Raw genomic sequence first — 25,240 nt, 5'->3', positions numbered from 1 at the left:
AAACCTTCGATGCTGGGGCCGGGGCCGCGCGGGCGGCCCATCGGCAATATTTGTTAGTTGAGCTGCTCGACGCGAATGCGCACAACCTTGCCGACCACGTCCTGCAGGGCTTCCAGGGCGACGATGGCGTCATTGATACGCTGCTCGACCACGCCATGGGTCACCAGGATCATTGGCACCAGGCCATCCTGTTCCTCGGCTTCCTTCTGCATGATCGACTCGATGTTGATACCGCGCTCCGAGAGGATGCTGGCGACCTGGGCCAGTACGCCCGGGTGATCCTTGGCCTGGATGCGCAGGTAGTAGGCGCTTTCGCAGGCTTCGATCGGCAGGATCGGGTGGGCCGACAGCGAGTCTGGCTGGAAGGCCAGGTGCGGCACACGGTTTTCCGGGTCGGAGGTCATGGCACGGACCACGTCGACCAGGTCGCCGACCACTGACGAAGCGGTAGGCTCCATACCCGCGCCGGCACCGTAGTACAGGGTGGAGCCGGCAGCATCACCGTTGACCATGACAGCGTTCATCACGCCGTTGACGTTGGCGATCAGACGGTCGGCCGGGATCAGCGTCGGGTGCACGCGCAGCTCGATACCTTCGGCGGTGCGACGCGCCACGCCCAAGTGCTTGATGCGGTAACCCAAAGCCTCGGCGTAGTTCACGTCTGCCGTTGTCAGCTGGGTGATACCTTCGGTGTAGGCCTTGTCGAACTGCAGCGGGATACCGAACGCGATGGACGCCAGGATCGTCAGCTTGTGCGCAGCGTCGATGCCTTCTACGTCAAAGGTCGGGTCGGCTTCGGCATAGCCCAGCGCCTGAGCTTCGGCCAGCACGTCTGGGAAGGCACGGCCCTTCTCACGCATTTCGGTGAGGATGAAGTTGCCAGTGCCGTTGATGATGCCAGCCAGCCAGTTGATGCGGTTGGCCGACAGGCCTTCGCGGATGGCCTTGATCACCGGGATGCCACCGGCTACGGCCGCCTCGAACGCGACAATCACGCCCTTCTCGCGGGCCTTGGCGAAGATTTCGTTGCCGTGCACGGCAATCAGCGCCTTGTTGGCGGTGACCACGTGCTTGCCGTTTTCGATGGCCTTCAGCACCAGGTCGCGGGCGATGGTATAGCCACCGATCAGCTCGATGACAATGTCGATCTCCGGGTTGCTTGCAACTTCGAACACGTCAGCGGTAATGGGGGTACCGGTAATCTGGCAGTTCGGGTTCTGCGAGCGCATGGCGATCTGTGCCACTTCAATACCGCGCCCGGCACGGCGGGCAATCTCCTCGGCGTTGCGCTGAAGTACATTGAAGGTTCCGCCACCGACGGTCCCCAACCCACAGATGCCTACTTTGACCGGTTTCACTGTGAACTCCCCATTGAACGGCCGACACGTTTGCCGACCGTGAAACTTGCCGTCACCCCATGACGACGGCGTACTGAACTGGATTACTTGGCAAGTGCCAGCTTGGCGACCTGCGGTGCCGGCTGGTAGCCCGGAATGACCTGGCCGCTTTCAAGAACAATGGCCGGCGTGCCGTTGACACCGATCGACTGACCCAGCTGGAACTGCTTGCTGACCGGGTTGGTGCACTTGGCGGCCTTGATTTCTTCACCTTCGACCATTTTGTCCATCGCCCCACGGCGGTCGCTGGAGCACCACACCGCCTGCAACTGCTGGTCTCCCGCCGAACCGAGGCCCTGGCGCGGGAAGGCGACATAGCGCACTTCGATACCGCGACGGTTCAACTCAGGCACTTCGGCGTGCAGTTTGTGGCAGTACGGGCAGGTAGTGTCGGTGAACACGGTGATGTGCGACTTGGTCTCGCCTTTGGCAGGATAAACCACCATCTCGGCGGCTGGAATGCCGTTGATGAGCTTGGCGATGCCTTGGCGTTCGGTTTTTTCGGTGAGGTTGACCGGCTTGCCGTCCTGGATCTGGAACAGGTAGCCCTGCATCACGAACTGGCCGTCAGCGCTGGCGTACAGCACGCGGCCGCCCTGCAACTTGACTTCATACAGGCCGTTAAGCGGGCTGCTGGCCACGCTTTCCACGGGCACTTCCAACTCGAGGTTCTGCAACGATTTACGGATGGCCTGCTCGGCACCGGCGTTGCTATCGGTTGCCGCAGCAACGGCAAAGGTACTGGCCAGCGCCAACGCGGCGGCGGCGAAAAACTGGGTCACGCGCATGGGAACTCCTGAAGGCGGACAGGGGCCGGAGGGCGCCACCTGCGGAAAATACGCGGTGACCGTGCGGCCCTTGGTGCAAACCGCCCAAGCCTACCACATCACACTGCCAGTGAAGGGGGTCGCAAGGACCGGTCGGCGGAACATGAAAAACATTCATCCACGCGGGTGGTGCTGGGCGTGCAACTGCTGCAGGCGGGCCTTGGCGACGTGGGTATAGATCTGCGTGGTCGACAGGTCACTGTGGCCCAGCAGCATCTGCACCACCCGCAAGTCGGCACCGTGGTTTAGCAGGTGGGTGGCGAAGGCATGCCGCAGGGTGTGCGGCGACAGCGGCTTGTCGATGCCGGCAACCCGTGCGTGGTGTTTGATACGGTGCCAGAAGGTCTGGCGCGTCATCTGCTCGCCGCGCTGACTGGGGAACAGCACGTCGCTGGGACGGCCATTGAGCAGTTCGGCGCGGCCATCGCGCTGGTAGCGCTCCAACCACACCACCGCCTCTTCCCCCATGGGCACCAGACGCTCCTTGCTGCCCTTGCCCATCACCCGCAGCACACCCTGGCGCAGGTTGACCTGGTCGAGGGTCAGGCTGACCAGTTCGGTAACCCGAAGGCCGCACGCGTAGAGCACTTCGAGCATGGCACGATCGCGCTGGCCAATGGCTTCGCCCAGGTCCGGAGCCTGCAACAGGGCTTCGACGTCGGCTTCGGACAGCGACTTGGGTAGCGGCTTGCCCAATTGCGGCATGTCGACCTGCAGGGTCGGGTCGATGGCCACCAGCTTTTCCCGCAGCAGGTAACGGAAGAAGCCGCGCAGGCCGGAGAGGAAACGCGCCGTGGAACGTGGCTTGTAGCCCTGATCCAGGCGCCAGGCCAAGTGATCGAGGATCAAGTCGCGGCCGGCGTCCGGCAGCGATACCGAATGCTCCTGCAACCAGCCATTGAACAGCGCCAGGTCGCTGCGGTAGGACACGCGGGTGTTGTCGGACAGGCCTTTTTCCAGCCATAGGGCGTCAAGGAACTGGTCGATCAGGGGGTGGTCGAGGGCGGGCATGAAATCTCGGTGGCAAACGACGAAATGGCGCTTAGTCTTTCATAACAACGTCGGCATAGGGAGCCCGCATGAGCGAACAGCAGATCCTTCTGAGTGTGGGCGGCATCGGCGCAGCGGCGCTCGCCTGCCAGTGGCTGGCCTGGCGCCTGAAGTTGCCGGCGATTCTGTTTCTGTTGTTGGCCGGGATCCTTGCCGGCCCAGCGCTGGGATGGCTCGACCCGGAGGCGCTGTTCGGCCCGTTGCTGATGCCGCTGGTGTCGCTGTCGGTGGCGCTGATCCTGTTCGAAGGCAGCCTGACCCTGCACCTGTCGCAGTGGCGCGAGATCGGCAGCGTGGTGCATCGCCTGGTCACGGTGGGCGCACTGGTCACCTGGCTGGTGATTGCACTGGCAACCCACTGGCTGCTCGGGTTCGACTGGCCGCTGGCGATTCTTTTCGGCACCCTGACGCTGGTGACCGGCCCCACGGTGATCGTGCCCATGCTGCGCGTGGTGCGCCCAAAGGCAACGATCGCGAACATCCTGCGCTGGGAAGGGATCATGATCGACCCGATCGGCGCGCTGCTCGCCGTTGTGGTCTACAGCTTCATCATCGCCAGCGCCGAGGGTAACGGCCTGAGCCAGAGCCTTATCACTTTTGCCGGTGTGATCTTCTGCGGTACCGCCCTGGGCGCGGCAGGGGGCTGGGTACTGGGGCAAATCATGCGCGAACAGTGGCTACCAGAGTATCTGCACAATCTCGCGTCTCTGGCGGCGGTACTGGGCATTTTCATCGCCGCCAACCAGATCGTGCACGAGTCCGGGCTGCTGGCGGTGACCGTGATGGGTATGTGGCTGGCCAACATGCGCGGGGTTGATGTGCGGCAAATCCTGCACTTCAAGGAAAACCTCAGTGTGCTGCTGATATCCGGCCTGTTCATCCTGCTGGCTGCACGCCTTGATCTGCATGCCCTGCTGGGCCTTGGCCCTGCTGTGCTGGCATTGTTGCTGGTGATCCAGCTGCTGGCACGTCCGCTCAACGTTTGGCTGGCCACACTGGGCTCGACACTCAACTGGCGGGAGCGCGCGCTGCTGGCCTGGATTGCGCCACGCGGCATCGTTGCTGCGGCCGTTTCAGCCATTTTTGCCATCCGCCTGCACCAGGCCGGTCACCAGGATGCCTTGCTGCTGGTACCGTTGACCTTCGCGGTTATCATCGGCACGGTGGTACTGCAAAGCGCCACGGCCAGGCCGCTGGCACGCTTGCTCAAGGTCGCCGAACCGGCACCCAGCGGGTTTCTCATCGTCGGTGCCAACGAACCGGCCCGGGCCATTGCCAAAGCCCTTCAACAATTGGGCTGCCGGGTTTTGCTGACGGACTCCAGCTGGGAAAACATCCGCGCCGCACGCATGGACGGGCTCACGACCTACTTTGGCAACCCGGCCTCGCAGCATGCCGACGCCCATCTTGACCTGGTCGGCCTCGGGCACTTGCTGGGCCTCTCTCCCGCCGGCGAAATCAATGCCCTGGCCTGCGCCAGGTTCCGTCATGATTTCGGCCACAGTCGGCTGTTCGTGCTAGTCAGTGGCCTTGAGAAACAACGTAGCGACAAGCACCGGGCGGCCGAAGAGCACCGCGGGCATCTATTGGGGGCCAAACCGATGACCTATCTGCAACTGGCCAACCGCATGCATCAGGGCGCCGAGCTGTATAGCACCAACCTGACCGAAGGCTTTGGCTGGGATGCCTACCAGGCGCTGCATGGCGAGCGGGCACACTTGCTGTTCGCCCGCGACGGCCAGGGCTGGGTCCATGTAGCCAGCCCTGATAACCCGTTGCAGCCGCAGCCGGGCTGGACCCTGGTGGCATTGATCGAGCCAGCACCGGAACCGTGATACTCAGGCGCCTGGCAGCACGGGCACCGGGCGCTTGTCCTCGTCGATGGCGACGAAGCTGAACACCCCATGGATCGCCCGGTCACGGCCATCCAGATACATGTTCTCGACAAACACATCCACCTGCACCTGCAAGCTGGTGTTGCCAACCTTGATCACCGTCCCCACCAGCTCGACGATCGAGCCCGCCGGAATCGGGTGCTTGAAATCGATGCGGTCGGTAGACACGGTCACCAACGGCAGGCGGCAGAAACGCGTGGCAGCGATGAACGACACTTCGTCCATCCAGGCCAGGGCGGTGCCGCCGAACAGGGTGTTGTGGTGGTTGGTGGTATTGGGGAACACCGCCTTGGTCACGCGGGTCACCGACAGTTCGGTGCGGCGTTGGATTTCCTGGTCTCGGGTCGTCATGGCAATCACATTTTCGGGGTTTCAAAACGCAAAAAAGCAGCCCGAAGGCTGCTTTTTTCTCGCTAGGCGGCCTCGGCCACCGGGCAAACTGCACTCAGGACAGTTTTTCCTTGATGCGAGCGGCTTTGCCGGACAGGTCGCGCAGGTAGTACAGCTTGGCTTTACGCACGTCACCACGACGTTTCACGGCCAGGCTGTCGATTTGCGGGCTGTAGGTCTGGAAGGTACGCTCTACGCCAACGCCGCTGGAGATCTTGCGCACGGTGAAGGCGCTGTTCAGACCGCGGTTACGCTTGGCGATAACGACGCCTTCGAACGCCTGCAGACGGGAACGCTCACCTTCCTTCACTTTAACCTGAACGACAACGGTGTCGCCTGGTGCGAAGGTCGGGATTTCCTTGCTCATCTGCTCGGCTTCGAGCTGCTGGATGATCTTGTTGGTCATGCTGTGCTCCTAAGATGGATACGCGATCCACCATCGATACGTTTAACTATCGTCCCGCTCGCGGAGATATTCCTCGAGCAGCTTCTTCTCTTCTCCAGAAAGCGAGCGACTTTCCAGAAGATCGGCGCGTCGTTCGAAGGTCCTACCAAGGGACTGCTTCATCCTCCAACGCCGGATATGTGCATGGTTGCCACTTAGCAACACGTCGGGAACACGCTGATCCGCATACACCTCAGGCCGGGTGTAGTGCGGGCAATCGAGCAGACCGTCGGTGAAGGAATCTTCTTCCGCCGAGTCCACATGCCCTAAAGCTCCGGGCAGCAGTCGCGTAACCGCATCGATCAGTACCATGGCCGGCAGCTCGCCACCGGAAAGCACATAGTCGCCAATCGACCACTCCTCATCGACATGAGCCTCGATAAAGCGCTCGTCGATGCCTTCATAACGACCGGCGATCAGGATCAACGATTCCTGTTCGGCCAGGCCTTTGACCGCCTGCTGAGTCAGCTTGCGGCCTTGTGGCGAAAGGTAGATCACCTTCGCCGCTGCTCCGGTAGCCTGCCTGGCGCTAACCAGGGCGTCTTCCAGAGGCTTGATTTTCATCACCATGCCCGGACCACCGCCAAACGGTCGATCATCTACCGTGTGGTGACGATCTGTGGTGTAGTCCCGCGGGTTCCAGCAAGTCACCTGAAGCAACCCTTGTTTCACCGCGCGGCTGGTAATGCCGTACTCCGTGATGGCCGAGAACATCTCGGGGAACAACGTGATGACGTCTACGCGAAGGTTACCCATCGTTTAGAAGTCCGCGTCCCATTCGACCCGCATCACGCCTGCTTCGAGGTCGATTGCCAGCACACATTGCTCCGTATAGGGCAACAGACGCTCGCGATCATCCAGGCTGCCTGCGCAGGGCTTGACCACCATTACATCGTTCGCACCGGTCTCCAACAGGTGATCGACCTTGCCGAACAGTTGTTCGTCCTGGTTGATGACCTTCAGACCTACCAACTGGTACCAGTAGTACTCGTCGGCAGCCAGGTTGGGCAAAAGGCTCCGCGGGATGCAGATTTCGTAACCGCTCAGAAGACGGGCTTCGTCGCGATCGTCGAGACCTTTCAGCTTCACGACCAGGCCCTTTTGGGAGCCACGACCGCTGACCAGCTCGACCTGCTTTACCTTGCCTTCGTGCCGAAGCGTCCAGCGTGGATAATCCAACAGGTTTTCAATCGGATCGGTAAAGGAATACACCTTCACCTCGCCGCGAACGCCGTGAACCGAAAAAATCTTGCCAACGACGATGAGGTCGTCAGCCTTTTCTGGCGTCGCGTTCATACTATTCAGGCAGCGGCCTTGGCAGCTTCCTTCAGCAGCTGAGCAACACGCTCAGACGGCTGTGCACCCTGGCTCAGCCAGTAGGTGACGCGCTCTTGGTTGACCGACAGCTTAACTTCGGCGCCAGCGGCGATTGGGTTGAAGAAACCTACGCGCTCAACGAAACGGCCGTCACGGGCGTTACGCGAGTTGGTCACGGTCAGGTGGTAGAATGGGCGCTTTTTCGAGCCGCCACGGGCCAGACGAATGGTTACCATGTGAACATCGTTCCTATAGTCGGTGCTGCAGTTGATACAGCAGCTGGTACTGCAAATCTGAATGCCAAATAGGCACACGGGTGCCCAAAAGGCCGCATATTCTCGGGGAATACACGGACATTTGCAAATGACTTTTTCGGCAAGGCCTCGCCCTGCCGTCCAGATTTGCCGGTTGCGCCGCGAAATTCGCGGCTGTTGCCCCGCTACAGCGGGGGTTCTGGGCGCCTACCCGACAAAAGGCAGGCACCCGGATCAGGGGTTACAGCTTTGGCATGCCGCCACCTGGCAGCATCCCACCGAGGCCGCGCATCATCTTGGCCATGCCGCCTTTGGCAGAGAACTTCTTCATCATCTTCTGCATCTGCTTGTGCTGCTTGATCAGCCGGCCGATGTCCTGCACCTGGGTACCGGAACCCAACGCAATACGGCGCTTGCGCGAACCGCTGATCAGGTCAGGGTCACGGCGCTCGGCCGGGGTCATGGAATTGATGATCGCTTCCATCTGCTTGAACTGCTTTTCGGCCGCGCCCTGGGCGTTGCCCATTTGTGACAGGTTGACCCCGCCGATGCTTGGCAGCTTGTCCATCAGGCCGCCGAGACCGCCCATGTTCTTCATTTGCTGCAGCTGGTCACGGAAGTCTTCGAGGTCGAAGCCCTTGCCCTTCTTCAGCTTCTTGGCCAGCTTGTCGGCCTTGGCCTTGTCGATGGTCTGCTCGGCCTGCTCGATCAGGCTGAGCACGTCGCCCATGCCGAGGATGCGCGAAGCGACGCGGTCGGGGTGGAACGGCTCGAGGGCCTCGGTCTTCTCACCCATACCGATGAACTTGATCGGTTTGCCGGTGATTGCACGTACCGACAGCGCAGCACCGCCACGGGCGTCACCGTCAACCTTGGTAAGCACCACACCGGTCAGCGGCAGCGCCTCGCCAAAGGCCTTGGCGGTGTTGGCAGCGTCCTGGCCGGTCATGGCGTCGACCACGAACAGCGTCTCGATCGGTTTGACAGCAGCGTGCAGCGACTTGATCTCGTCCATCATGTCGGCGTCGATGTGCAGACGGCCGGCGGTGTCGACGATGACGACGTCGATGAACTTCAGCTTGGCTTCACGGATGGCGGCTTCGGCGATGGCCACCGGCTTCTGGCTGATATCGGACGGGAAGAAGGTGACGCCGATATCGTTGGCCAGTGTTTCCAACTGCTTGATCGCCGCCGGACGATAGACGTCGGCAGACACCACCATCACGCTCTTTTTCTTGCGCTCTTTAAGAAAGCGCGCCAGCTTGCCGGCGGTGGTGGTCTTACCGGCGCCCTGCAGGCCCGCCATCAGTACGACAGCAGGCGGGGCGGCGTTCAGTGCGAGGTCTTCGTTGGCCGCGCCCATCAGGCTTTCCAGCTCGGCCTGGACGATCTTCACGAAGGCCTGGCCCGGGGTCAGGCTGCGCGACACCTCGGTACCGACCGCACGATCCTTGACGCTGTTGACGAAATCCTTGACTACCGGCAGGGCAACGTCGGCCTCGAGCAGCGCCATGCGCACTTCGCGCAGCGTGTCCTTGATGTTGTCTTCGGTCAGCTTGGCCTTGCCGGTGACATGGCGCAGCGTCTGTGACAGGCGGTCGGTCAGGTTTTCGAACATGGTGATCCTTTCAGGCCCAGTAAAGCCGAGGTTTGTCAGGTGCCAGGGGGGAAATACACACCCGCCGGGCACAGCAAGGCGGCGATTATAGCGAAGTGCAGCGGCGACGCACACCTTGGTAGATATTCGGTGGCTGTGCTGGCCTCTTCGCGGGCGCGCCCGTTCCCACAGGATCCTCATTGCTTGCAGGCCTGCGCCATACCTGTGGGAGCGGGCGTGCCCGCGAATGCCCTGACACAACCCTTCAGTCTTCCTAGAGCGGCAGAATCTATGCCAAACTCCGTCTCTTTAAAGGCTCGCCAACCAGGACTTATGTTCTCCTCACCCAGCCTCATCCCCAACCTGATCGCAGCCGGCCTATATATAGCGGCGGCCATCTACCAGGGCTCATACCTGTCCCAGGGCCGCAAGGCCGAAAAGCGCCTGCTTGGCCTGCTGGGTGCCATCGCGGTCCTGGCCCAGGCCGGTGCACTGTTCTTCCAGCTGATCACCCCGCTGGGCCTGAGCCTGGACTTCTTCAGCGCCGCCAGCCTGATCGCCGTGGCCGTCATCTCCCTGACCCTGCTGGCCTGCCTGCGCATACCCGTGGAAAACCTGCTGGTGCTGCTGTTCCCGCTGGGTGCGGTGACCGCGCTGCTGGCACAGTTCGCCCCCCCCGGCACGGTACCGCTGATCAACGAAGAACCCGGCATCCTTGCGCACATCCTGTTGTCGATCCTGGCCTACGGGCTGTTCACCATCGCGGTGTTCCAGTCGCTGCTGTTGCTGCTGCAGGACCGCCAGCTGAAGAACAAGCACCCGTCCGGGCTGATCCGCAACTTCCCGCCACTGCAAACCATGGAAAGCCTGCTGTTCGGCTTCCTCTGGGCCGGCTGGTGCCTGCTGTCGCTGTCGCTGATCTCCGGCTGGCTGTTCCTCGACAACCTGTTCGCCCAGCACCTGGCGCACAAGACCTTGCTGGCCTGTGTCGCCTGGGTGGTGTTCAGCGTGCTGCTGTGGGGCCGCACCCGCCTGGGTTGGCGGGGCCACATGGCCATCCGCTGGACGCTGAGCGGTTTCTGCCTGCTGATGCTGGCCTATTTCGGCAGCAAGCTGGTTCGCGAATTCATCTTGCATATCTGACGGCCGCCCATGGACACCCTGCCGTACGCACCGCTATTCGGCACTCTGGCACTGGCCCTTTTGTGGTCAGCACTGTTCACTGCAGTGGAAGCTGCCCGCCTTCAACTCAATGGCACACTGCGCGCCGGCGAAGACGGCCATCCCGTGCTGCCAGCCCAGGCCTTGGTGCTGTGCGCCAGCCTGGGTAAGCTGCTGGTGCTGGGGCTGGCCTGCCTGATGGGCCAGCGCCAGAGCGGCGAGCACGGCTTCTGGCTGGCAGGCCTGGCCGCGACCCTCACCTTGCTGGTGTTTGCCGAGTACCTGCCGCGGCGCCTGGCCCGGCGTAACCCGCAGGCGTTCGTGAGCCTTGGTGCCAACCTGCTGAAAGTGCCTCTCGCACTGCTGCAGCCACTGGCCTGTCTGCTGGACGGCGCCGCCAAGCTGATTCTGCGCCCGTTCCGGGCACAGCCCACAGCTGTGGCCCTGCACACGCAGGAGGCCGACGACTTCGATGAAGATGAACAGCACGAAGCGCCTCGTCAGGGTCTGCTCGACGGCCTGCAGTCGCTGGACAAGATCACCGTCAACGACATCCTGGTGCCGCGCAACGAAGTGGATGGCATCAACCTCGACGAGCCGATCGAACGCATCATCGAGCAGCTGATCGTCAGCCGCCACACCCGCCTGCCGGTCTACCACAACGACATCAACCAGGTCGAAGCGATCCTCAACACCAAACTGATCAGCCACCTGCTGCCCAAGGCCGAGCTGACCCTGGAAGCGCTGCACAGCGCCTGCTACGAACCCTATTTCGTACCGGAAAGCACGCCCCTGCAAATGCAGCTGTTGAACTTCCACAAGCAGCAACGCCGCTTGGGCGTGGTGGTGGACGAGTACGGCGAAGTTCTTGGCATCGTCACCCTGGAAGACATCCTCGAAGAGATCGTCGGCGAGTTCGAGGACGAGCAAAGCCTGGATAACCCGCATGTGCACCCGCAGCCCGATGGCACCTTCGTCATCGATGGCACCGCTTCGTTACGCGAAATCAACCGCACCCTGAGCTGGCACCTGCCCTGCGACGGCGGGCCGAAAACCCTCAACGGGCTGGTTACCGAAGCGCTGGAAAGCATCCCGGAAAGCGCTGTTTGCCTGAAGATAGGCCGCTATCGCCTGGAAATCCTTGAAACAGAGGACAATTGTGCCAGCAAGATACTGGTGTGGACCGTGACCCGATAGCTATACTCGGGTCACGCTTACCCAGCCCCGCCGTCACGCCTGCTACCCGCACCCGGCGCTCCACGGCCAGTCCGCTCCACTGATACGCCCTGCGGTCCTGCGTCAACACCCCCGAACAGTACCCGCCCCGCCCCTACCCCCTTGGGCTATCGTCAGTCGGGCGCACACAACAAAACGCTCCGGCGCCCGCTTAACCGTACCCGCCCTTTTGCAGGGCATGCCGTTGCGGGCCAAGCCCATGGAGCCGGACCAGACTGTCAGGGACCTCCTCAATGACAAGCAGCACTTATGCCCAAGCGCCTGCCGCGCCAGTCAACTCGCCTGCGCGGGTAGCCACTGCCAGCTTCATCGGCACCGCCATCGAGTTCTACGATTTCTACGTCTACGCCACCGCCGCTGCCCTGGTGATCGGACCGGTGTTCTTCCCGTCCGGGTCGGGCACCGCGCAAATGCTGGCCGCCTTCCTCACCTTCGGTATCGCCTTTCTCGCCCGGCCACTGGGCTCGGCGTTATTCGGCCATTTTGGCGACCGCATCGGTCGCAAATCCACGCTGGTCGCCTCGCTGCTGCTGATGGGCGTATCCACCACCGCCATTGGCGTGCTGCCAGGCTATGACAGCATTGGCGTGTGGGCGCCGATCATTCTCTGCCTGCTGCGTTTTGGCCAAGGCCTGGGCCTGGGCGGCGAATGGGGTGGCGCGGCCCTGCTGGCTACCGAAAACGCCCCGGAAGGTAAGCGGGCCTGGTTCGGCATGTTCCCGCAACTGGGCCCGTCAATCGGCTTCCTGGCGGCCAACGGCCTGTTCCTGACCCTGGCCCTGGTGCTCAGCGACGAGCAGTTCCGCGAGTGGGGCTGGCGCATTCCATTCCTGCTCAGCGCCGCACTGGTACTGGTGGGCCTGTACGTGCGCCTGAAACTCGAAGAGAGCCCGGTGTTCGCCAAGGCCGTTGCTCGCCACGAGCGGGTGAAAATGCCAGTGGTCGACCTGCTCTCGAAATACTGGCTGCCAACCCTGCTGGGCGCTGCGGCCATGGTGGTGTGCTATGCACTGTTCTACATTTCCACGGTGTTCTCGCTGAGCTACGGCGTGACCACACTGGGCTACAGCCGCGAAACGTTCCTTGGCCTGCTGTGCTTCGCGGTGGTGTTCATGGCACTGGCCACACCGTTGTCGGCCTGGCTCAGTGACCGTTACGGGCGCAAGCCGGTACTGATCGTCGGCGGCCTGCTGGCGATAGCTTCGGGCTTTACCATGGAGCCACTACTGACCTCGGGATCGACTGCGGGCGTGGCGCTGTTCCTGGCCATCGAGCTGTTCCTGATGGGGGTGACCTTCGCGCCGATGGGTGCACTGCTGCCAGAGCTGTTCCCGACCCACGTACGTTATACCGGTGCCTCGGCGGCGTATAACCTGGGCGGTATCGTCGGCGCCTCGGCGGCACCCTTCTTTGCCCAGAAGCTGGTGAGCATGGGGGGTTTGAGCTGGGTGGGGGGTTATGTGTCGGTGGCGGCGGTGATCAGCCTGATAGCCGTGCTGTGCCTTAAAGAGACGCGGGATACCGCGCTGTAAGCCACTGGGGCCGCTTTGCGGCCCTATCGCGACACAAGGCCCACAGGGATAGCGTAAGCCTGGAAGCTGCGCTATCCCTGTGGGAGCGGCCTTGTGTCGCGATAGGGCTGCAGCCCCAGTATTCTCGGATCAGAACTCGACCTTGACCGCCTGCGAAGCACGGGTCGCCTTGGCACGCGCCAGTTCGACCGACTCGTCACGCGCCAGGCACACGCCCATACGGCGGGTACCGTTGATTTCCGGCTTGCCGAACAGGCGAATGGCGGTATCCGGCTCACTCAGCGCTGCCCCCAGGTTGGCGAAGCTGGTCTGTTGGGACTGGCCTTCAGGCAAGATCACTGCCGAGGCCGACGGGCCGAACTGACGCACCACCGGAATCGGCAGACCGAGAATGGCGCGGGCATGCAGGGCGAATTGCGACAGGTCCTGGGAAATCAGGGTAACCAGACCGGTGTCATGCGGGCGCGGCGATACTTCGCTGAACCACACCTGGTCGCCCTTCACGAACAATTCCACACCAAACAGGCCGCGACCGCCGAGGGCATCGGTGACCGCCTTGGCCACGCGCTGCGATTCGGCCAGCGCCTTCGGGCTCATGGCCTGTGGCTGCCAGGACTCTTGGTAATCGCCCTTCTCCTGACGGTGGCCGACGGGTTCAAGGAAGGTGGTACCGCCCACGTGGCGCACGGTCAGCAGGGTGATTTCATATTCGAAGTCAATGAAACCCTCGACGATCACCCGGCCCTTGCCAGCGCGGCCGCCCTCCTGGGCATAGTCCCACGACTTCTGCAGGTCAGCATCGCTGCGCAGCAGGCTCTGGCCCTTGCCCGACGAGCTCATCACCGGCTTGACCACGCACGGGTAACCCAGGTCGGCTACAGCCTTGGCGTAGTCTTCATAGGTGTCGGCGAAGTGGTACGGCGAGGTTGGCAGGTCCAGCTCTTCGGCAGCCAGGCGGCGGATGCCTTCGCGGTTCATGGTCAACTGGGTGGCGCGGGCCGTCGGCACCACGGTAAAACCTTCGTTTTCCAGCTCGACCAGGGTGGCGGTGGCGATGGCTTCGATTTCCGGCACGATGTAGTGCGGCTTCTCGGCTTCGATCACCGCGCGCAGGGCAACGCCATCGAGCATGTTGACCACATGGCTGCGATGCGCCACCTGCATTGCCGGAGCATTGGCGTAACGGTCGACGGCGATTACTTCGACGCCCAGGCGCTGCAGCTCGATTACCACTTCCTTGCCCAGCTCGCCACAGCCGCAGAGCAGTACACGGGTCGCTGTGGGCGACAATGGGGTTCCGATACGGGTCATTTCAGGTCCTCGAAGGCATCCGGGGCCGCGCCAGGCTAGGCGCCACCCGCTGAAAAAGGACCGCTATTCTACACCATCAACCGGCCACGGCGGCCCGCCGGGCGCGAAATGCCATGGCCAGCCACACCGCGGTTACACCGGCGAACTTCGAGGCCATCGCTGTGCCGATCACTGCCGGGGTCAGCGCGCCGATCATGCCAAAGAAAATGAAGGTATCCACCGGGATGCTCAGCGCCGAACTGAGCCACAGGCGGTCGCGCAGCGGCCGACGGGTGATACTGAACACCAGCCAGTCGATCAGCTCGGAAATGAAGAACGCAGTGGCGCTGGCCAGGGCGATGGCCGGCTCCGATGTGACATAGGACAGCACCAGTGCCACCAGCATGGCGAACAGGGCGCCATGACCGAAACGGGTCTGCACCATGTCGCGCAGGATGAACACCAGGCCACCCCAGGCGGACCAGATGATGTCCAGGTGCGGGGCACTGGAGAAGGCGTAGTTGATCAGCACTACGCTGCTGATGTAGGCAATCAGATAGAACATGGCGGGCTGTCTGTGGGCAAGCCGTACAGATTACCGCTGGGCCGTTCGCGGGTAAACCCGCGCCCACAGATGTTGTGCAGCCCTCAAGACTGACGCTGCAACCTGTGGGAGCGGGCGTGCCCGCGAAGCTGCCACTGCGGTGCATGGCACCGGCTTCGCCAGTGTTCACGGGTAAACCCGCTCTTACAGGGTTCGCGTCAGGCCTGCAAGATGAGGCCGGCTTCTACCGCCCGTTCATGACAACGCTTGAGCACCGCCCGACGCTCATCATTGTCCATCCGCCCCCAGCGGCCAATCTCGGCCACGGTACGCTGGCAGCCGGTGCAGATATCCTGCTCATCCAGCGCGCAAATGCTCACGCACGGCGATGCCACCGGCCGCTCTGCTACATCACTCATCATCAACCACCAACGCTTGCGCATAACGCTGGGCATTGTGCACGTAATGTGCGGCACTCGCTTCAAGCATGCGCTTCTGCTGCTCGGTCAGTTCGCGTACCACCTTGCCCGGCGAGCCCATCACCAGCGAACCGTCTGGAATTTCCTTGCCCTCGGCGATCAGTGCATTGGCGCCGATGATGCAGTGCTTGCCGATGCGTGCGCCATTGAGGATCACTGCGTTGATACCGACCAGGCTGAAGTCGCCCACCGTGCAGCCATGCAACATGGCATTGTGGCCAACGGTCACGCCCTTGCCCAACGTCAGTGGCGAGCCCATGTCAGTGTGCATCACCGTGCCATCCTGCACGTTGCTGCCTTCGCCAATGTCGATCAGCTCGTTATCACCGCGCAACACCGCGCCAAACCACACACTGGCATTGGCTTGCAGGCGCACGCTGCCAATGAGCGTGGCATTGGGTGCGGCCCAACTGGTGGGGTGGCTCTCGACCCGCAGGTCGCCCAGGCGATATTTCATGCTTGTTCCTCAGGCTGCGACGCAGACGGCGGGGTAGGCCCCGCTCAATTTTCGATGTAACGCTCCGGGGGCTGATGCAGGCTGATACCGGCATCGAACAGCAGGTTGACCAGCTCGACGATCATGATCGCCGACAAACCCCAGATCTTGTATTCACCATAGCGGTAACTGGGCACATACCAGCTACGCCCCTGGTAATCGATACGGTGGGTATGGTCGCGCGGGTCCTGCCGGAAGAATTCCAGCGGCACGGTGAATACTGCCGCTATCTCGGCATCATTGGCGCGATATTCGACGAAGTCGGGAATAAGCCCGACGAATGGCGTCACTTTCAGGCCATGTAGCGAAATCAGCGGGCTGAGCGGACCAATCACCTCCACCAGGCCAGGGGGCAGGCCGATTTCTTCTTCAGCCTCGCGCAGGGCAGTAAAGACCAGGTCCGGGTCTTCCGGGTCGCGGCGGCCACCGGGAAAGGCTACTTCACCACCGTGGGTAGACAGGCCTTTGGCGCGCAGGGTCAAGACCAGTTCGGGCGCTTCGCTGCGGGTAATGGGCAAGAGGACCGCCGCTTCGGGGAACCGCCTGTCGGTTTCCAATGACGCGGGTTGGTGGTTGCTCATTCGGCGAAGTAGCTCGTCCAGCATTGCGCACGCTCGTATCCAGGTCCTGTGTTGCATCATGCACCAAAGCCGCGAAGCACCCAAGCCCCAGCGCTTGCGACGGCACGGTGGCCGCGCCAAGATAGCCTTGAACATAAGGAACCACACATGAAATTCTGCAGCGCGTGCGGCCAACCGGTCACCCAGCGGATCCCCGAGGGCGATAGCCGCCTGCGGTACGTCTGCGGCTCTTGCCAGACCATCCACTACCAGAACCCCAATATCGTGGCCGGCGTGTTGCCGACCTGGGGCAGCCAGGTGTTGCTGTGTCGCCGCGCCATCGAACCGCGCCGGGGGTTCTGGACCCTGCCGGCCGGTTTTATGGAAAACGGCGAAACCCTCGACCAGGCCGCGCGTCGCGAAACCGTCGAGGAAGCCTGCGCCCGGGTCGGGCCGACATCCCTGTACCAGCTGTTCGATCTGCCGCACATCAGCCAGGTGCATGTGTTCTTCCGCGCCGAGTTGGCGGACCTGGACTTTGCCGTCGGTGTCGAAAGCCTGGAGGTGCGGCTGTTCGAAGAACATGAGATACCGTGGGACGAGCTGGCTTTCCGCACCGTCACTCGCACACTAGAATGCTACTATCGCGACCGCATCGGCCAGCACTACCCCATAGGCCATGAATACCTGCCGCCGATGAACGTTTCGCAAAACACCTAAACGCCTTCAGGGATACTGTTACATGCGCTGGTTGCTTGCCCTTTTCTGCCTTTGCGTTACCTCGGTGTCCCAGGCGGCCTTCACCGAAACCATCATCCGCAAGCCCGCGCCGGCAGCGCAAACGCCATCGCCTTCGCAGCAAGCCATGCAACCGTTGATCGACAAGGTGCTGGTGATCAAGTCGGAGCGCCGCCTGCAGTTGATCAGCCGCGGCGAGCCGCTGAAAACCTACCGCATCTCGCTGGGCAAGCAGCCCAAGGGCGCCAAGGAACGCGAAGGCGACAAGAAAACCCCTGAGGGCTTGTACTGGCTGGACTGGCGCAAGCAGAGCGACCGCTTCAACCTGGCCATGCACATCAATTACCCGAACATCAGCGATGCCGCCCGCGCGACCCGGGCAGGCGTGAATGCCGGCAGCATGATCATGATTCACGGCACACCGATCAATGATGAATACCCGGAGTGGTACTTCCATACCCTGGACTGGACGGATGGTTGCATTGCCATGCGCAACCGCGACATGCAGGAAGTGTGGGACCTGGTTCGGGATGGAACGCTGATCGAGATCCGCCCTTGAAATAGAGCCTTCCGGCAAAAGTTGTAGGAACCTTCTCACCAATTAGCGCGAATTTGCCTGACAGGTGCTTAGGCAGGGTACTGCATCCATACGAGTGGCTTAATTTCTAGCATCCACGCAGACGAGTACGAAAACCGTACATCATTTGCGGGGTGCTTCAATGCCGTGCCTGATTCACCGCATCGCCCATTGGCTGTCGGCCGGTTGCCTTTCTGGCTTGCTGTCCGCTCCCCAGGTACTGGCCGACGACCCTGCCAGCCAGCAGCTGCGCGATCAACAGCATGGGCTGCGGCAGCTGGAGCAACAGCAGCGGCTGGAACGCTGGCAGCGTATACCCGTCCCGGCTGAACCGACCAACAGCACTTCCCTCCGCCCGCACGACGATCACTGCTGGGCAGTCGATGGCGTGCGCGTGGCGGGCATGCACCGGCTTTCGAACTCGGCACTTGCGCCCACCATCCGTGCGCTCACGCCTGCCTGCATGGGTATCGCCGACATCAACCGGCTGCTCAAAGCCATCACCCAACGTTATGTACAAGCCGGCTACCCAACCAGCCGCCCCTACCTGCGGCAGCCCCCAGCAGAGGGCATGCCGTTGGACATCGTCATTGTCGAAGGCTTTGTCGAAACCATCGAACTGGCAGGCCCCGACCTGCCCCTGTCTCTCTCCAGTGCCTTCCCAGGCCTGCTTGGGCAGCCACTGTACCTGCCCGACCTTGAGCAAGGCCTGGACCAGCTCAACCGCCTTCGCGCCTATGAACTGGGCGCCACCTTGCTGCCCGGCGAACTGCAGGGCGGCACCCGCGTGGTCGTGCAGCCGGGCAAGGTTGCATCACGCTGGCACCTGGACAGCCGCTTCGACAACCGGGGCAGCGAGCTGACCGGCCGCCACCGCGTCAACCTCGGCATTGGCCTGGACAGCCCGCTTGGCCTCAATGATGAGCTGCGCCTGTCGTTGACCCGCACGGTGCTCGATACGCCCGGCCAAAGCCAAGGGATATCGTTGTACTACAGCATCCCCTACGGCGCCTGGACCTTTGCCCTCAGCGCCAGCCAGCTAAGCTATCAAGCCCCCCTCCCCTACAGCGACAAGGCTGCCGACGGCAGCAGCAGCTATCAGGGCCTGAGTGTCGAGCGGGTATTGTGGCGCAACCAGCAAGGCATGCTCAGCGCCAGCGCCCGTCTGGATCGCAAGCAGCTGATCAACCGCAGCGCTGGCGCGGTTATCGTCCAGCAGAGCCCGACGCTGGCCACGGTAGAGGCCGGCATCAACCTGCTGTGGCTCGAAAGTGGCCTGTGGAACGGTTACTTCGGCGTTGCCCAAGGCATTGACGCATGGGGTGCCGACAGCTCGCCCCTGGGTGCTCAACGCCTGCGCCCGGACTTTCGCAAGTACCGCGCCAACCTGCTGCACCTGCGTCAAGGCCCGGCACCCAGCCCTTGGCGCTGGCAGAGCGAGCTGGCCATGCAGTACAGCCGCGACCCGCTGCCTGCCGTCGAACAGCTGCTGGTCAGCGACGATTCGGCTGTCCGCGGCTTTCGTCTGCACACTTACTCCGGTGCCAGCAGCGCCGTCTGGCGCAATACATTCAGCCAGGCGCTGCCACGGATCTTGGCACCCCCCTTCGAGATACGCCCCTACATCGGCCTGGACCTGGGCTGGGTTCGCACCGCCGAAGGCAAACCGTCACAGCGCCTGGCCGGGGCCGCCGCAGGGTTGGAACTGAGCCTGCCCGGCAGCCGCCTGCGCCTGGACTACCAACGCGCCTTGTACACCAGCGACCTCCCCCGCCGGCGGCTGGAGCCCGGCTTCTGGGTGCTGGACTGGACCCTGAGCATCTGATTCACCCACAACAAAGAGAACGAGAAAATGCAAACACTCTCGCAGTTACCGCCTGTTCGCCCGGATACCTTGCGCTGGGCAATCTTCCTCGCCGTGCTCGGGCCCAGCGCCGCACTGGCTCAGACAGGACTGGAAGCAGCCAGCGGCCCCGGGGGGACCCCGGTCATCCACAACGGCCACGGGGTGCCGGTGATCGACATCGTGCCGCCCAACGCCACGGGGCTGTCACACAACCAGTTCATCGACTACAACGTTGCCACCCCGGGCCTGGTGCTGAACAACGCCACCGCAGCCGGGCAGTCGCAACTGGCCGGCGCCCTGGCGGCCAACCCGCAGTTTCAGGGCCAGGCCGCCTCGACCATTCTTAACGAAGTGGTCAGCCGCAACGCCTCGCTGATCGAGGGACCGCAGGAAATCTTCGGGCGCCCGGCCGACTACATACTGGCCAACCCCAATGGCATCACCCTCAATGGCGGCAGTTTCATCAACACCACCCGCGCAGGCTTCGTGGTGGGCACCCCGCAATTCGAGGAGCAACAGCTCAGGTACCTCGATACGCTAACGGCCAGTGGCACCCTGCAGGTACTGGAGCATGGCCAGGGCAATGCCGGTGGCGCACTCGAACTGATCGCACCACGCGTGGACAGCAAAGGCCTGCTCATGGCCAGTGAAACGCTCGACATCACCGTCGGTCGCAACCGTATCGACAGCCGCAGCGGCGAGGTGGTCGAACACCTGCCCAGCCCCTCTTCGAGCATTGATGCCAGCCTGTTCGGCGCCATGCGCGCCGGGCGTATCCGTGTGGTAAGTACTGCCGAAGGCGCCGGTGTGCGTGTGGGGGCCTCGCAGATTCTGGGCACCGAGGGGGTCGACATCAGCTCGGCCGGGGGCCTGCATGTCAGCGGCAGTGGCGACCGCCCGACCGAGCTGCGCAGTGAGCGTGGCGTACTGAAACTCACTGCTGCCGATGACCTGATGCTTGAAACGGTTGACGGCCAGGCCCTGCGGATCGAAGCAAGGGCTGGCAAGAAGCTCACCCTGGACGCCAAGACAATCGAGCACATCAAGCACGACAGTGACAGCTGGAACAAGAAGTTCTGGTTCGTCACCCGTGAAACCTACAACCGCAAGACCACCACCACCCACCGGCAACAACAGGGCAGTCAATTACTGGGCACTGACAGCGTGCTGCTGCAGTCCGGCGACGACTTACGCATGACCGCAGTGAAGGTGGACGCCGGTAACGAGCTGACGGTCGACAGCGGTGCCGGCCTGGACATCCTCGCCGGCATCGACAGCAAACGCACCGAACAGAAGGTGCGTCATCGCAAGGATTTATGGCGCGGTGACAGCGATAGCGACCAACTCAAGGAAACCGCAAAGGGCAGTACCCTGAGCGCCGGGCACATGTCGATAGAGGCAAGCGACAACCTCAACGTAAAGGGCAGCAGCCTGCACAGCCGCGGCGATCTGGCTATCCAGGCAAAACAGGCCGACATCGGCACCACCACCTTGCAGGAACACGGTACCCAACGCGACTACCGAGGCGATCTGGTGTCCGGCACATTTTTTGGTGACCGCAAAGGTAACGACACCGAGGGCCAGGTCGTTGCAGGCAGCACCATAACCAGCGATGGCGAGCTCACTGTGAGCGCCGACCAGGTCGCCATCAAAGGCAGCACCGTGTTCGGTAAACAGGACGCGGTGCTCTACAGCGATAACGGTTCGCTGGCCATCGAGGCAGACCATGGCAGCACGACCTCCACCCAGCGCACCAGCGACAGCAAACTGTTTGGCCTGATCGGCAGCAAGCACGAAAGCACGGACCGCAAACAGCAGGTACTGGTCAGCGACGTCAGCTCGACCAGCAACCTGCGCCTGGCCAGCGCCGAAGAGATGCGCATCCAGGGCGCCAAGGTTGCCGCTGGCAAGCATCTGCAAGTCGAGGCCAAAGGCGACCTGCTGATTGGCAGTGCGCAATCGGTCGATGAGCGCGAAACCCGCGACCAACAACGGGGTTTCACGGCCAGTGCCAGACAGACCCAGGAAGCTGAGGATGGCAAGCCCGAGTCTCGCCAGTACGCGGCTGGCGTGGCGTATGAGGTCGTGACCACCACCAGCAAGCAGCGCACGACCAACCAGGTTGCCAGTGAGCTCAAGGGCGCCTCGGTGGACATGAGCAGCAGCGCGCACCTGCAGGTCAACGGCAGCAAGGTCCAGGCCACTGCCGGCGATCTCGATGTGCAGGCGCGGGAGGTGACACTGGGGGCGACCCGCAACGACCGTGACACAACCACCCGTACCACCGAAAGTGGTGGCGGGCTGACGGTAACCGGTGGCATCGACCGCCTGGGCAGTTTGTTCGAAGGCCATCACAACCGCGAGGTGCAAGCCGAACGCGACAGCAAGGTGCAGCGCAGCGAGTTGCAGGCCAGCGGCGATCTGAAATTGCGCAGTGATGCACTGCTCACTGAGGCCGCGCACGTCGAGGCCGGCAACACCCTGCAGGTGACCGCCAAACGCATCGACAACCGTGCAGCTCAGGATACCTATGAACATGAACAAAGCCGTGACGACTGGTCGGGTAGCCTGGGCGCCAGTATCGAATACCGCGACCTGACCCGCCCTATCGAACGCCTGGTGCTGGGTGAGGAAGCCCCGCGCTTCCAGCAAGCTTCGCCCGAAGACGCCATGGCACCGCCCAGCGTGGGGGCCGACATGACGGTCGAACACCTCAAGCGCCTGGAAAACCAGCGCCGTGGCATTGCTCAGGTCAGCGAGTTGTCTGCAGCAAAGGTCGAGGTCAAGGCTGACACACTGGCCGACCAGGGCACAGCCTGGCGGGCCAATGCCGGCTCGCTGAAAATCGAGGCGCAGCAGCACCAGGTGAGCGCCGCCGAAAATACCCAGGAAACCACCGTTCAACGCCTGGCCTATGGTGGCGACGCCCGCCTGGACACCAGCACCGGCGAGGACTTGAATGTACGCGCCGCCGGCAAAGGAGGGTCGCTGGATAAAAAGGATATCGCCAGCACCGCCGTGCCCGGCAGCCTCTACGGGCAACAGGGTATCCAGGTACAGCTGGGCAGCGATGGCCGCTACGAAGGGGCCCGCATCGATGGCGGTGAAGGCAGCGTGGTCATGCACAGTGCAGGGTCGTTGGCCCTACCCCAGGCGACCGACCAGGCCGAACAGCAGTCACGCCAGCTCGATGGCAATGCCTGGGCCAAAGTCGGCAACCGCCCGGGCAGCACCGGTGTCGATGGCCGGGGCTATCTGGACCATGGCCAGAAGCTGAGCACGCAGAGCAAGGCACAAGTGGCACAAATCGACGCCAAGGGCGAAGTTCAACTGACCAGCACAGGCGACCTGTTGCTCGAAGGCACCCGCATTGGCAACCGCGAGGCCAAGGCCGGCGACATACGGGTGCAAAGCGGCGGCCAGTTGCAGGTCAAGGCGGCCAGTAACACCCAGCAGGCCACAGGCGCCAACCTGGGTGGCGGCATGGAGCTGGCGGCCAAGGCTGGCCAGACCCAGGGGGGAGCCATAGGCGGCCACTTCAGTCACGGCAAGCAGGACGAACATGCGCGTCAGGCGGTCGATGCCCAGTTTGCCAGCAACGGCACACTGACCCTGACCAGCAGCGCCCGCGAGGACATCGCCCTGCACCTGCAAGGCCTGCAGGCCTCGGCCGAACAGATCACCCTCGACGCCTCCAATGGCGGCATGCTGGTTGAAGCCTCTTCCAGCCAGGAGCGACGCGACAACCTCGACATCTCGGCCGGCGCCGGTTTCAACATGGCCAAGGGCGCCTTGGACACCCGCGGCCTGCATGGTCGGCTCAAGGTTGAGCTCGACAAGCGCGACAACCTCACCTGGAATACCAGTGACCTGCGCGCCGAGCGCATCGACCTGCAAAGCCGCGGCGATACCCGCATCGAGAGTGCCACCCTGGATGCAGGGCATATTGGCGGCACAGTCGACGGTGACCTGCGCATCGCCAGCCTCAAGGACAACGTCAACACCCTGAGCGTGAAGGGCGATGTCAGGCTGAGCCAGGAGAAAAATCCGCAGGGCTATGTCAACGCGGCCAAATCGGTGGCTGGCCCGCTGGGAGGCAAGGTCGAGACAAAGGCCGGTTCGGCCCTGAGCAAGGCAGACCCAGGGTTCTCACCGACCGTCAGCCTCGACGTGTCGCATGCACAGCGCGACAACGTAGCGCGTCAGACCATGCTCAAAAGCAGCGACGGCATCGACCTGCAGGTCGGTGGCAACGCTCATCTGGTAGGGGCACGCTTGCAGTCGGCCAAAGGCGACGTGAGGCTCGACGCCAACTCAGTCACCCAGGAAACGCTAAGCGGCAATGACTATCGCCGAGACCTGTCGTTGGATGCGTCCAACTCACCGGTGGATCTGGGCACGGCAATCGCCGAGATAGCCAAAAGCAAAATGGCGGCGGATGGGGAAAATGCGCTGGACCTGGGCGTGTTGAGAACCAGTGGGCATAGTCGCAGCGAGCAATGGGTTTCGAGCATGCAAGGGAAGAAGCACTAAGACGTAATCGCGGCCCTGGCAATTTGGGGGCATCAGAAATCTTGTGCCCTGCTGCTGACACCCAGACACCGCGTGTCCCCCGCTTCCATAGCGAATACCACAGCCCCATGGGCTTGTGATTACTCTGTGGGAGCGGGCTTGCCCGCGAAGAGGCCGGTACAGGTCAAGCCAGCCTGTGCAGCCCCCGCCACCGATCCAGCCCAAGCAACACCAGCCCTATCCCCCAGAAACCCGCCAGCACCCCGAGGGCGTTGAGCATCACCTGCCCATACCCCAGGCTGGCCACATCAATGAACGGGTAGGCATAGACGCCAATCTCACTCCCCCGCCACAACGCATAACCAAAGTAGACCGCCGGGTACACCGCCCACACCAGCAAATGCCATAGCCGCAACCTGCCCTTGGGCACCTCGCACCACCAGTACACGGCATACAGCACCGGCATCACGTCGTGCAGCAACTCGTCCGCCAGCCATTGCCAACCCTGTGGTTGCCACAAATGACGCAGCAGCACGCTGTAGGCCAGCGCCACCAGCACGATACTGGCGGCCACTGCAGAGCTTACCGATGGCGACAGGAAAAAGCGTTTGCCACGGCCTTCCCGGCCGAATGCGGCATAGCTGAGCACCGTCGCCACCAGGGTATTGGTCAGCACGGTGAAGTAGCCGAACACATTGATCAGGCCGCCAATCAAGCTGGCCTGTTCCTGCCAACGCGCCAGCAGTACCAGGTTCACCTGCACGGCCAGGCCGAACCAGCCCAGCACGGCCATGCCGGTCAGCCAAGGGCGACGCGACATGTCAGGCCTGGCGCTGCAGCTTCACGTACAGCTGCTCGACCTTCTCCCGCGCCCACGGTGTTTTGCGCAGGAACGTCAGGCTCGACTTGATGGTCGGGTTGCTCTTGAAGCAGCGCACATCGATGCGCTCGGCCAGGCCATGCCATTGGTAATGCGCCACCAGCTCGGTGAGGATCTGTTCAAGGGTCTTGCCGTGCAGCGCGTTGTGTTGGGCCGTGCTCATGCTGTGCTCCGTAGGAAAGATGCGCACCTTACACGAGTGTAGTGGTGGGAGGGA

24 protein-coding genes are annotated in these 25,240 nt (G+C 62.7%); 8 read left to right on the top strand and 16 right to left on the bottom strand.

Going from position 1 to position 25,240, the window contains the following annotated elements; genetic code table 11:
• Nucleotides 1–53: 53 nt before the first annotated feature.
• The 3 genes from QYE47_RS09605 to xerD all read right to left on the bottom strand — a co-directional run bounded on the left by QYE47_RS09605 (nt 54) and on the right by xerD (nt 3,235).
• The gene (locus QYE47_RS09605) at nt 54–1,358 is read right to left on the bottom strand and encodes a homoserine dehydrogenase (protein ID WP_003252157.1); all 1,305 of its coding nucleotides are present in this window, start codon (nt 1,356–1,358) and stop codon (nt 54–56) included.
• Between the two features lie 83 nt (nt 1,359–1,441).
• Nucleotides 1,442–2,185 (bottom strand): thioredoxin fold domain-containing protein, encoded by a 744-nt coding sequence (locus QYE47_RS09600; RefSeq protein WP_003252155.1) that lies wholly within the window; start codon nt 2,183–2,185, stop codon nt 1,442–1,444.
• 153 nt (nt 2,186–2,338) lie between these two features.
• Nucleotides 2,339–3,235, bottom strand: a complete 897-nt coding sequence (gene xerD, locus QYE47_RS09595) for a site-specific tyrosine recombinase XerD (protein ID WP_003252154.1) — start codon at nt 3,233–3,235, stop codon at nt 2,339–2,341.
• A 68-nt stretch (nt 3,236–3,303) separates the two neighbouring features.
• Between xerD and QYE47_RS09590 the strand changes: the two genes are divergently transcribed.
• Nucleotides 3,304–5,109: a sodium:proton antiporter gene (locus QYE47_RS09590; protein WP_014592193.1), complete on the top strand. Its 1,806-nt coding sequence runs from the start codon at nt 3,304–3,306 to the stop codon at nt 5,107–5,109.
• 3 nt (nt 5,110–5,112) lie between these two features.
• Here QYE47_RS09590 and QYE47_RS09585 read toward each other — a convergent pair whose 3' ends face one another.
• The 6 genes from QYE47_RS09585 to ffh all read right to left on the bottom strand — a co-directional run bounded on the left by QYE47_RS09585 (nt 5,113) and on the right by ffh (nt 9,193).
• On the bottom strand, nt 5,113–5,520 hold the full coding sequence (locus tag QYE47_RS09585; protein ID WP_014592194.1) for an acyl-CoA thioesterase: 408 nt from the start codon (nt 5,518–5,520) through the stop codon (nt 5,113–5,115).
• A 94-nt stretch (nt 5,521–5,614) separates the two neighbouring features.
• Entirely contained in the window at nt 5,615–5,965 is a 351-nt protein-coding gene (gene rplS / locus QYE47_RS09580) for a 50S ribosomal protein L19 (RefSeq protein ID WP_003252148.1), read from the bottom strand.
• 42 nt (nt 5,966–6,007) lie between these two features.
• Complete coding sequence (gene trmD, locus QYE47_RS09575; RefSeq protein ID WP_003252146.1) at nt 6,008–6,760, bottom strand: tRNA (guanosine(37)-N1)-methyltransferase TrmD; 753 nt, start codon at nt 6,758–6,760, stop codon at nt 6,008–6,010.
• Nucleotides 6,761–6,763: 3 nt separating this feature from the next.
• On the bottom strand, nt 6,764–7,300 hold the full coding sequence (rimM, locus tag QYE47_RS09570) for a ribosome maturation factor RimM (protein ID WP_003252144.1): 537 nt from the start codon (nt 7,298–7,300) through the stop codon (nt 6,764–6,766).
• Nucleotides 7,301–7,305: 5 nt separating this feature from the next.
• Nucleotides 7,306–7,557 carry a 30S ribosomal protein S16 gene (rpsP, locus tag QYE47_RS09565; protein ID WP_003252142.1) on the bottom strand — a complete coding sequence of 84 codons (252 nt, stop codon included), beginning with the start codon at nt 7,555–7,557 and terminating at the stop codon, nt 7,306–7,308.
• A gap of 259 nt (nt 7,558–7,816) precedes the next feature.
• A complete protein-coding gene (ffh, locus tag QYE47_RS09560) occupies nt 7,817–9,193 on the bottom strand; it encodes a signal recognition particle protein (protein WP_070384306.1) in 1,377 nt (458 codons plus the stop codon).
• A 312-nt stretch (nt 9,194–9,505) separates the two neighbouring features.
• Here ffh and QYE47_RS09555 point away from each other — a divergent pair, with 312 nt between their 5' ends.
• The 3 genes from QYE47_RS09555 (at nt 9,506) to QYE47_RS09545 (ending at nt 13,101) form a co-directional block, all read left to right on the top strand.
• Nucleotides 9,506–10,315 carry an inner membrane protein YpjD gene (locus QYE47_RS09555; protein ID WP_014592195.1) on the top strand — a complete coding sequence of 270 codons (810 nt, stop codon included), beginning with the start codon at nt 9,506–9,508 and terminating at the stop codon, nt 10,313–10,315.
• Nucleotides 10,316–10,324: 9 nt separating this feature from the next.
• Entirely contained in the window at nt 10,325–11,530 is a 1,206-nt protein-coding gene (locus QYE47_RS09550; protein ID WP_019436549.1) for a transporter associated domain-containing protein, read from the top strand.
• Nucleotides 11,531–11,802: 272 nt separating this feature from the next.
• Nucleotides 11,803–13,101, top strand: a complete 1,299-nt coding sequence (locus tag QYE47_RS09545; RefSeq protein WP_070384307.1) for an MFS transporter — start codon at nt 11,803–11,805, stop codon at nt 13,099–13,101.
• A gap of 129 nt (nt 13,102–13,230) precedes the next feature.
• Here QYE47_RS09545 and purT read toward each other — a convergent pair whose 3' ends face one another.
• The 5 genes from purT to QYE47_RS09520 form a co-directional block, all read right to left on the bottom strand.
• On the bottom strand, nt 13,231–14,412 hold the full coding sequence (gene purT, locus QYE47_RS09540; protein ID WP_010952557.1) for a formate-dependent phosphoribosylglycinamide formyltransferase: 1,182 nt from the start codon (nt 14,410–14,412) through the stop codon (nt 13,231–13,233).
• A gap of 76 nt (nt 14,413–14,488) precedes the next feature.
• Nucleotides 14,489–14,956: a VUT family protein gene (locus QYE47_RS09535; RefSeq protein WP_014592198.1), complete on the bottom strand. Its 468-nt coding sequence runs from the start codon at nt 14,954–14,956 to the stop codon at nt 14,489–14,491.
• Nucleotides 14,957–15,153: 197 nt separating this feature from the next.
• Nucleotides 15,154–15,357, bottom strand: a complete 204-nt coding sequence (locus tag QYE47_RS09530; protein WP_012053591.1) for a DUF1289 domain-containing protein — start codon at nt 15,355–15,357, stop codon at nt 15,154–15,156.
• Complete coding sequence (locus QYE47_RS09525; protein ID WP_014592200.1) at nt 15,347–15,871, bottom strand: gamma carbonic anhydrase family protein; 525 nt, start codon at nt 15,869–15,871, stop codon at nt 15,347–15,349. The genes QYE47_RS09530 and QYE47_RS09525 overlap by 11 nt, the downstream gene beginning before the upstream one ends.
• Nucleotides 15,872–15,915: 44 nt before the next feature.
• Nucleotides 15,916–16,515 (bottom strand): CoA pyrophosphatase, encoded by a 600-nt coding sequence (locus tag QYE47_RS09520; protein WP_003252125.1) that lies wholly within the window; start codon nt 16,513–16,515, stop codon nt 15,916–15,918.
• A 123-nt stretch (nt 16,516–16,638) separates the two neighbouring features.
• Here QYE47_RS09520 and QYE47_RS09515 point away from each other — a divergent pair, with 123 nt between their 5' ends.
• The 4 genes from QYE47_RS09515 (at nt 16,639) to QYE47_RS09500 (ending at nt 24,164) form a co-directional block, all read left to right on the top strand.
• The gene (locus QYE47_RS09515) at nt 16,639–17,190 is read left to right on the top strand and encodes an NUDIX hydrolase (RefSeq protein ID WP_014592201.1); all 552 of its coding nucleotides are present in this window, start codon (nt 16,639–16,641) and stop codon (nt 17,188–17,190) included.
• A gap of 22 nt (nt 17,191–17,212) precedes the next feature.
• Nucleotides 17,213–17,767 carry a murein L,D-transpeptidase family protein gene (locus QYE47_RS09510; protein WP_010952551.1) on the top strand — a complete coding sequence of 185 codons (555 nt, stop codon included), beginning with the start codon at nt 17,213–17,215 and terminating at the stop codon, nt 17,765–17,767.
• A gap of 160 nt (nt 17,768–17,927) precedes the next feature.
• Nucleotides 17,928–19,610: a ShlB/FhaC/HecB family hemolysin secretion/activation protein gene (locus QYE47_RS09505; RefSeq protein ID WP_070384309.1), complete on the top strand. Its 1,683-nt coding sequence runs from the start codon at nt 17,928–17,930 to the stop codon at nt 19,608–19,610.
• Nucleotides 19,611–19,637: 27 nt separating this feature from the next.
• Nucleotides 19,638–24,164 carry a hemagglutinin repeat-containing protein gene (locus QYE47_RS09500; protein ID WP_070384310.1) on the top strand — a complete coding sequence of 1,509 codons (4,527 nt, stop codon included), beginning with the start codon at nt 19,638–19,640 and terminating at the stop codon, nt 24,162–24,164.
• A gap of 163 nt (nt 24,165–24,327) precedes the next feature.
• Here QYE47_RS09500 and QYE47_RS09495 read toward each other — a convergent pair whose 3' ends face one another.
• Entirely contained in the window at nt 24,328–24,963 is a 636-nt protein-coding gene (locus QYE47_RS09495) for a Pr6Pr family membrane protein (protein WP_014592204.1), read from the bottom strand.
• A gap of 1 nt (nt 24,964) precedes the next feature.
• Complete coding sequence (locus QYE47_RS09490) at nt 24,965–25,186, bottom strand: VF530 family DNA-binding protein (RefSeq protein ID WP_012053596.1); 222 nt, start codon at nt 25,184–25,186, stop codon at nt 24,965–24,967.
• Between the last annotated feature and the right edge of the window lie 54 nt (nt 25,187–25,240).

The organism is Pseudomonas sp. 2,4-D (genome assembly GCF_030418155.1).
GTDB lineage: Bacteria > Pseudomonadota > Gammaproteobacteria > Pseudomonadales > Pseudomonadaceae > Aquipseudomonas > Aquipseudomonas alloputida.
Note: the sequence above shows the minus strand (reverse complement) of the source record. Positions and strands in the feature narration are given on the sequence as shown.

Coding starts and splice junctions, on each gene's coding strand:
- QYE47_RS09505 (WP_070384309.1), top strand. CDS start 17,928: ATGCCGTGCCTGATTCACCGCATCGCCCATTGGCTGTCGGCCGGTTGC.
- QYE47_RS09550 (WP_019436549.1), top strand. CDS start 10,325: ATGGACACCCTGCCGTACGCACCGCTATTCGGCACTCTGGCACTGGCC.
- QYE47_RS09530 (WP_012053591.1), bottom strand. CDS start 15,357: ATGATGAGTGATGTAGCAGAGCGGCCGGTGGCATCGCCGTGCGTGAGC.
- QYE47_RS09585 (WP_014592194.1), bottom strand. CDS start 5,520: ATGACGACCCGAGACCAGGAAATCCAACGCCGCACCGAACTGTCGGTG.
- QYE47_RS09520 (WP_003252125.1), bottom strand. CDS start 16,515: ATGCTGGACGAGCTACTTCGCCGAATGAGCAACCACCAACCCGCGTCA.
- QYE47_RS09515 (WP_014592201.1), top strand. CDS start 16,639: ATGAAATTCTGCAGCGCGTGCGGCCAACCGGTCACCCAGCGGATCCCC.
- rpsP (WP_003252142.1), bottom strand. CDS start 7,557: ATGGTAACCATTCGTCTGGCCCGTGGCGGCTCGAAAAAGCGCCCATTC.
- rplS (WP_003252148.1), bottom strand. CDS start 5,965: ATGACCAACAAGATCATCCAGCAGCTCGAAGCCGAGCAGATGAGCAAG.
- QYE47_RS09555 (WP_014592195.1), top strand. CDS start 9,506: ATGTTCTCCTCACCCAGCCTCATCCCCAACCTGATCGCAGCCGGCCTA.
- QYE47_RS09545 (WP_070384307.1), top strand. CDS start 11,803: ATGACAAGCAGCACTTATGCCCAAGCGCCTGCCGCGCCAGTCAACTCG.
- purT (WP_010952557.1), bottom strand. CDS start 14,412: ATGACCCGTATCGGAACCCCATTGTCGCCCACAGCGACCCGTGTACTG.
- xerD (WP_003252154.1), bottom strand. CDS start 3,235: ATGCCCGCCCTCGACCACCCCCTGATCGACCAGTTCCTTGACGCCCTA.
- QYE47_RS09535 (WP_014592198.1), bottom strand. CDS start 14,956: ATGTTCTATCTGATTGCCTACATCAGCAGCGTAGTGCTGATCAACTAC.
- rimM (WP_003252144.1), bottom strand. CDS start 7,300: ATGAACGCGACGCCAGAAAAGGCTGACGACCTCATCGTCGTTGGCAAG.
- QYE47_RS09500 (WP_070384310.1), top strand. CDS start 19,638: ATGCAAACACTCTCGCAGTTACCGCCTGTTCGCCCGGATACCTTGCGC.
- QYE47_RS09490 (WP_012053596.1), bottom strand. CDS start 25,186: ATGAGCACGGCCCAACACAACGCGCTGCACGGCAAGACCCTTGAACAG.
- QYE47_RS09495 (WP_014592204.1), bottom strand. CDS start 24,963: ATGTCGCGTCGCCCTTGGCTGACCGGCATGGCCGTGCTGGGCTGGTTC.
- QYE47_RS09600 (WP_003252155.1), bottom strand. CDS start 2,185: ATGCGCGTGACCCAGTTTTTCGCCGCCGCCGCGTTGGCGCTGGCCAGT.
- QYE47_RS09590 (WP_014592193.1), top strand. CDS start 3,304: ATGAGCGAACAGCAGATCCTTCTGAGTGTGGGCGGCATCGGCGCAGCG.
- QYE47_RS09525 (WP_014592200.1), bottom strand. CDS start 15,871: ATGAAATATCGCCTGGGCGACCTGCGGGTCGAGAGCCACCCCACCAGT.
- ffh (WP_070384306.1), bottom strand. CDS start 9,193: ATGTTCGAAAACCTGACCGACCGCCTGTCACAGACGCTGCGCCATGTC.
- trmD (WP_003252146.1), bottom strand. CDS start 6,760: ATGGGTAACCTTCGCGTAGACGTCATCACGTTGTTCCCCGAGATGTTC.
- QYE47_RS09510 (WP_010952551.1), top strand. CDS start 17,213: ATGCGCTGGTTGCTTGCCCTTTTCTGCCTTTGCGTTACCTCGGTGTCC.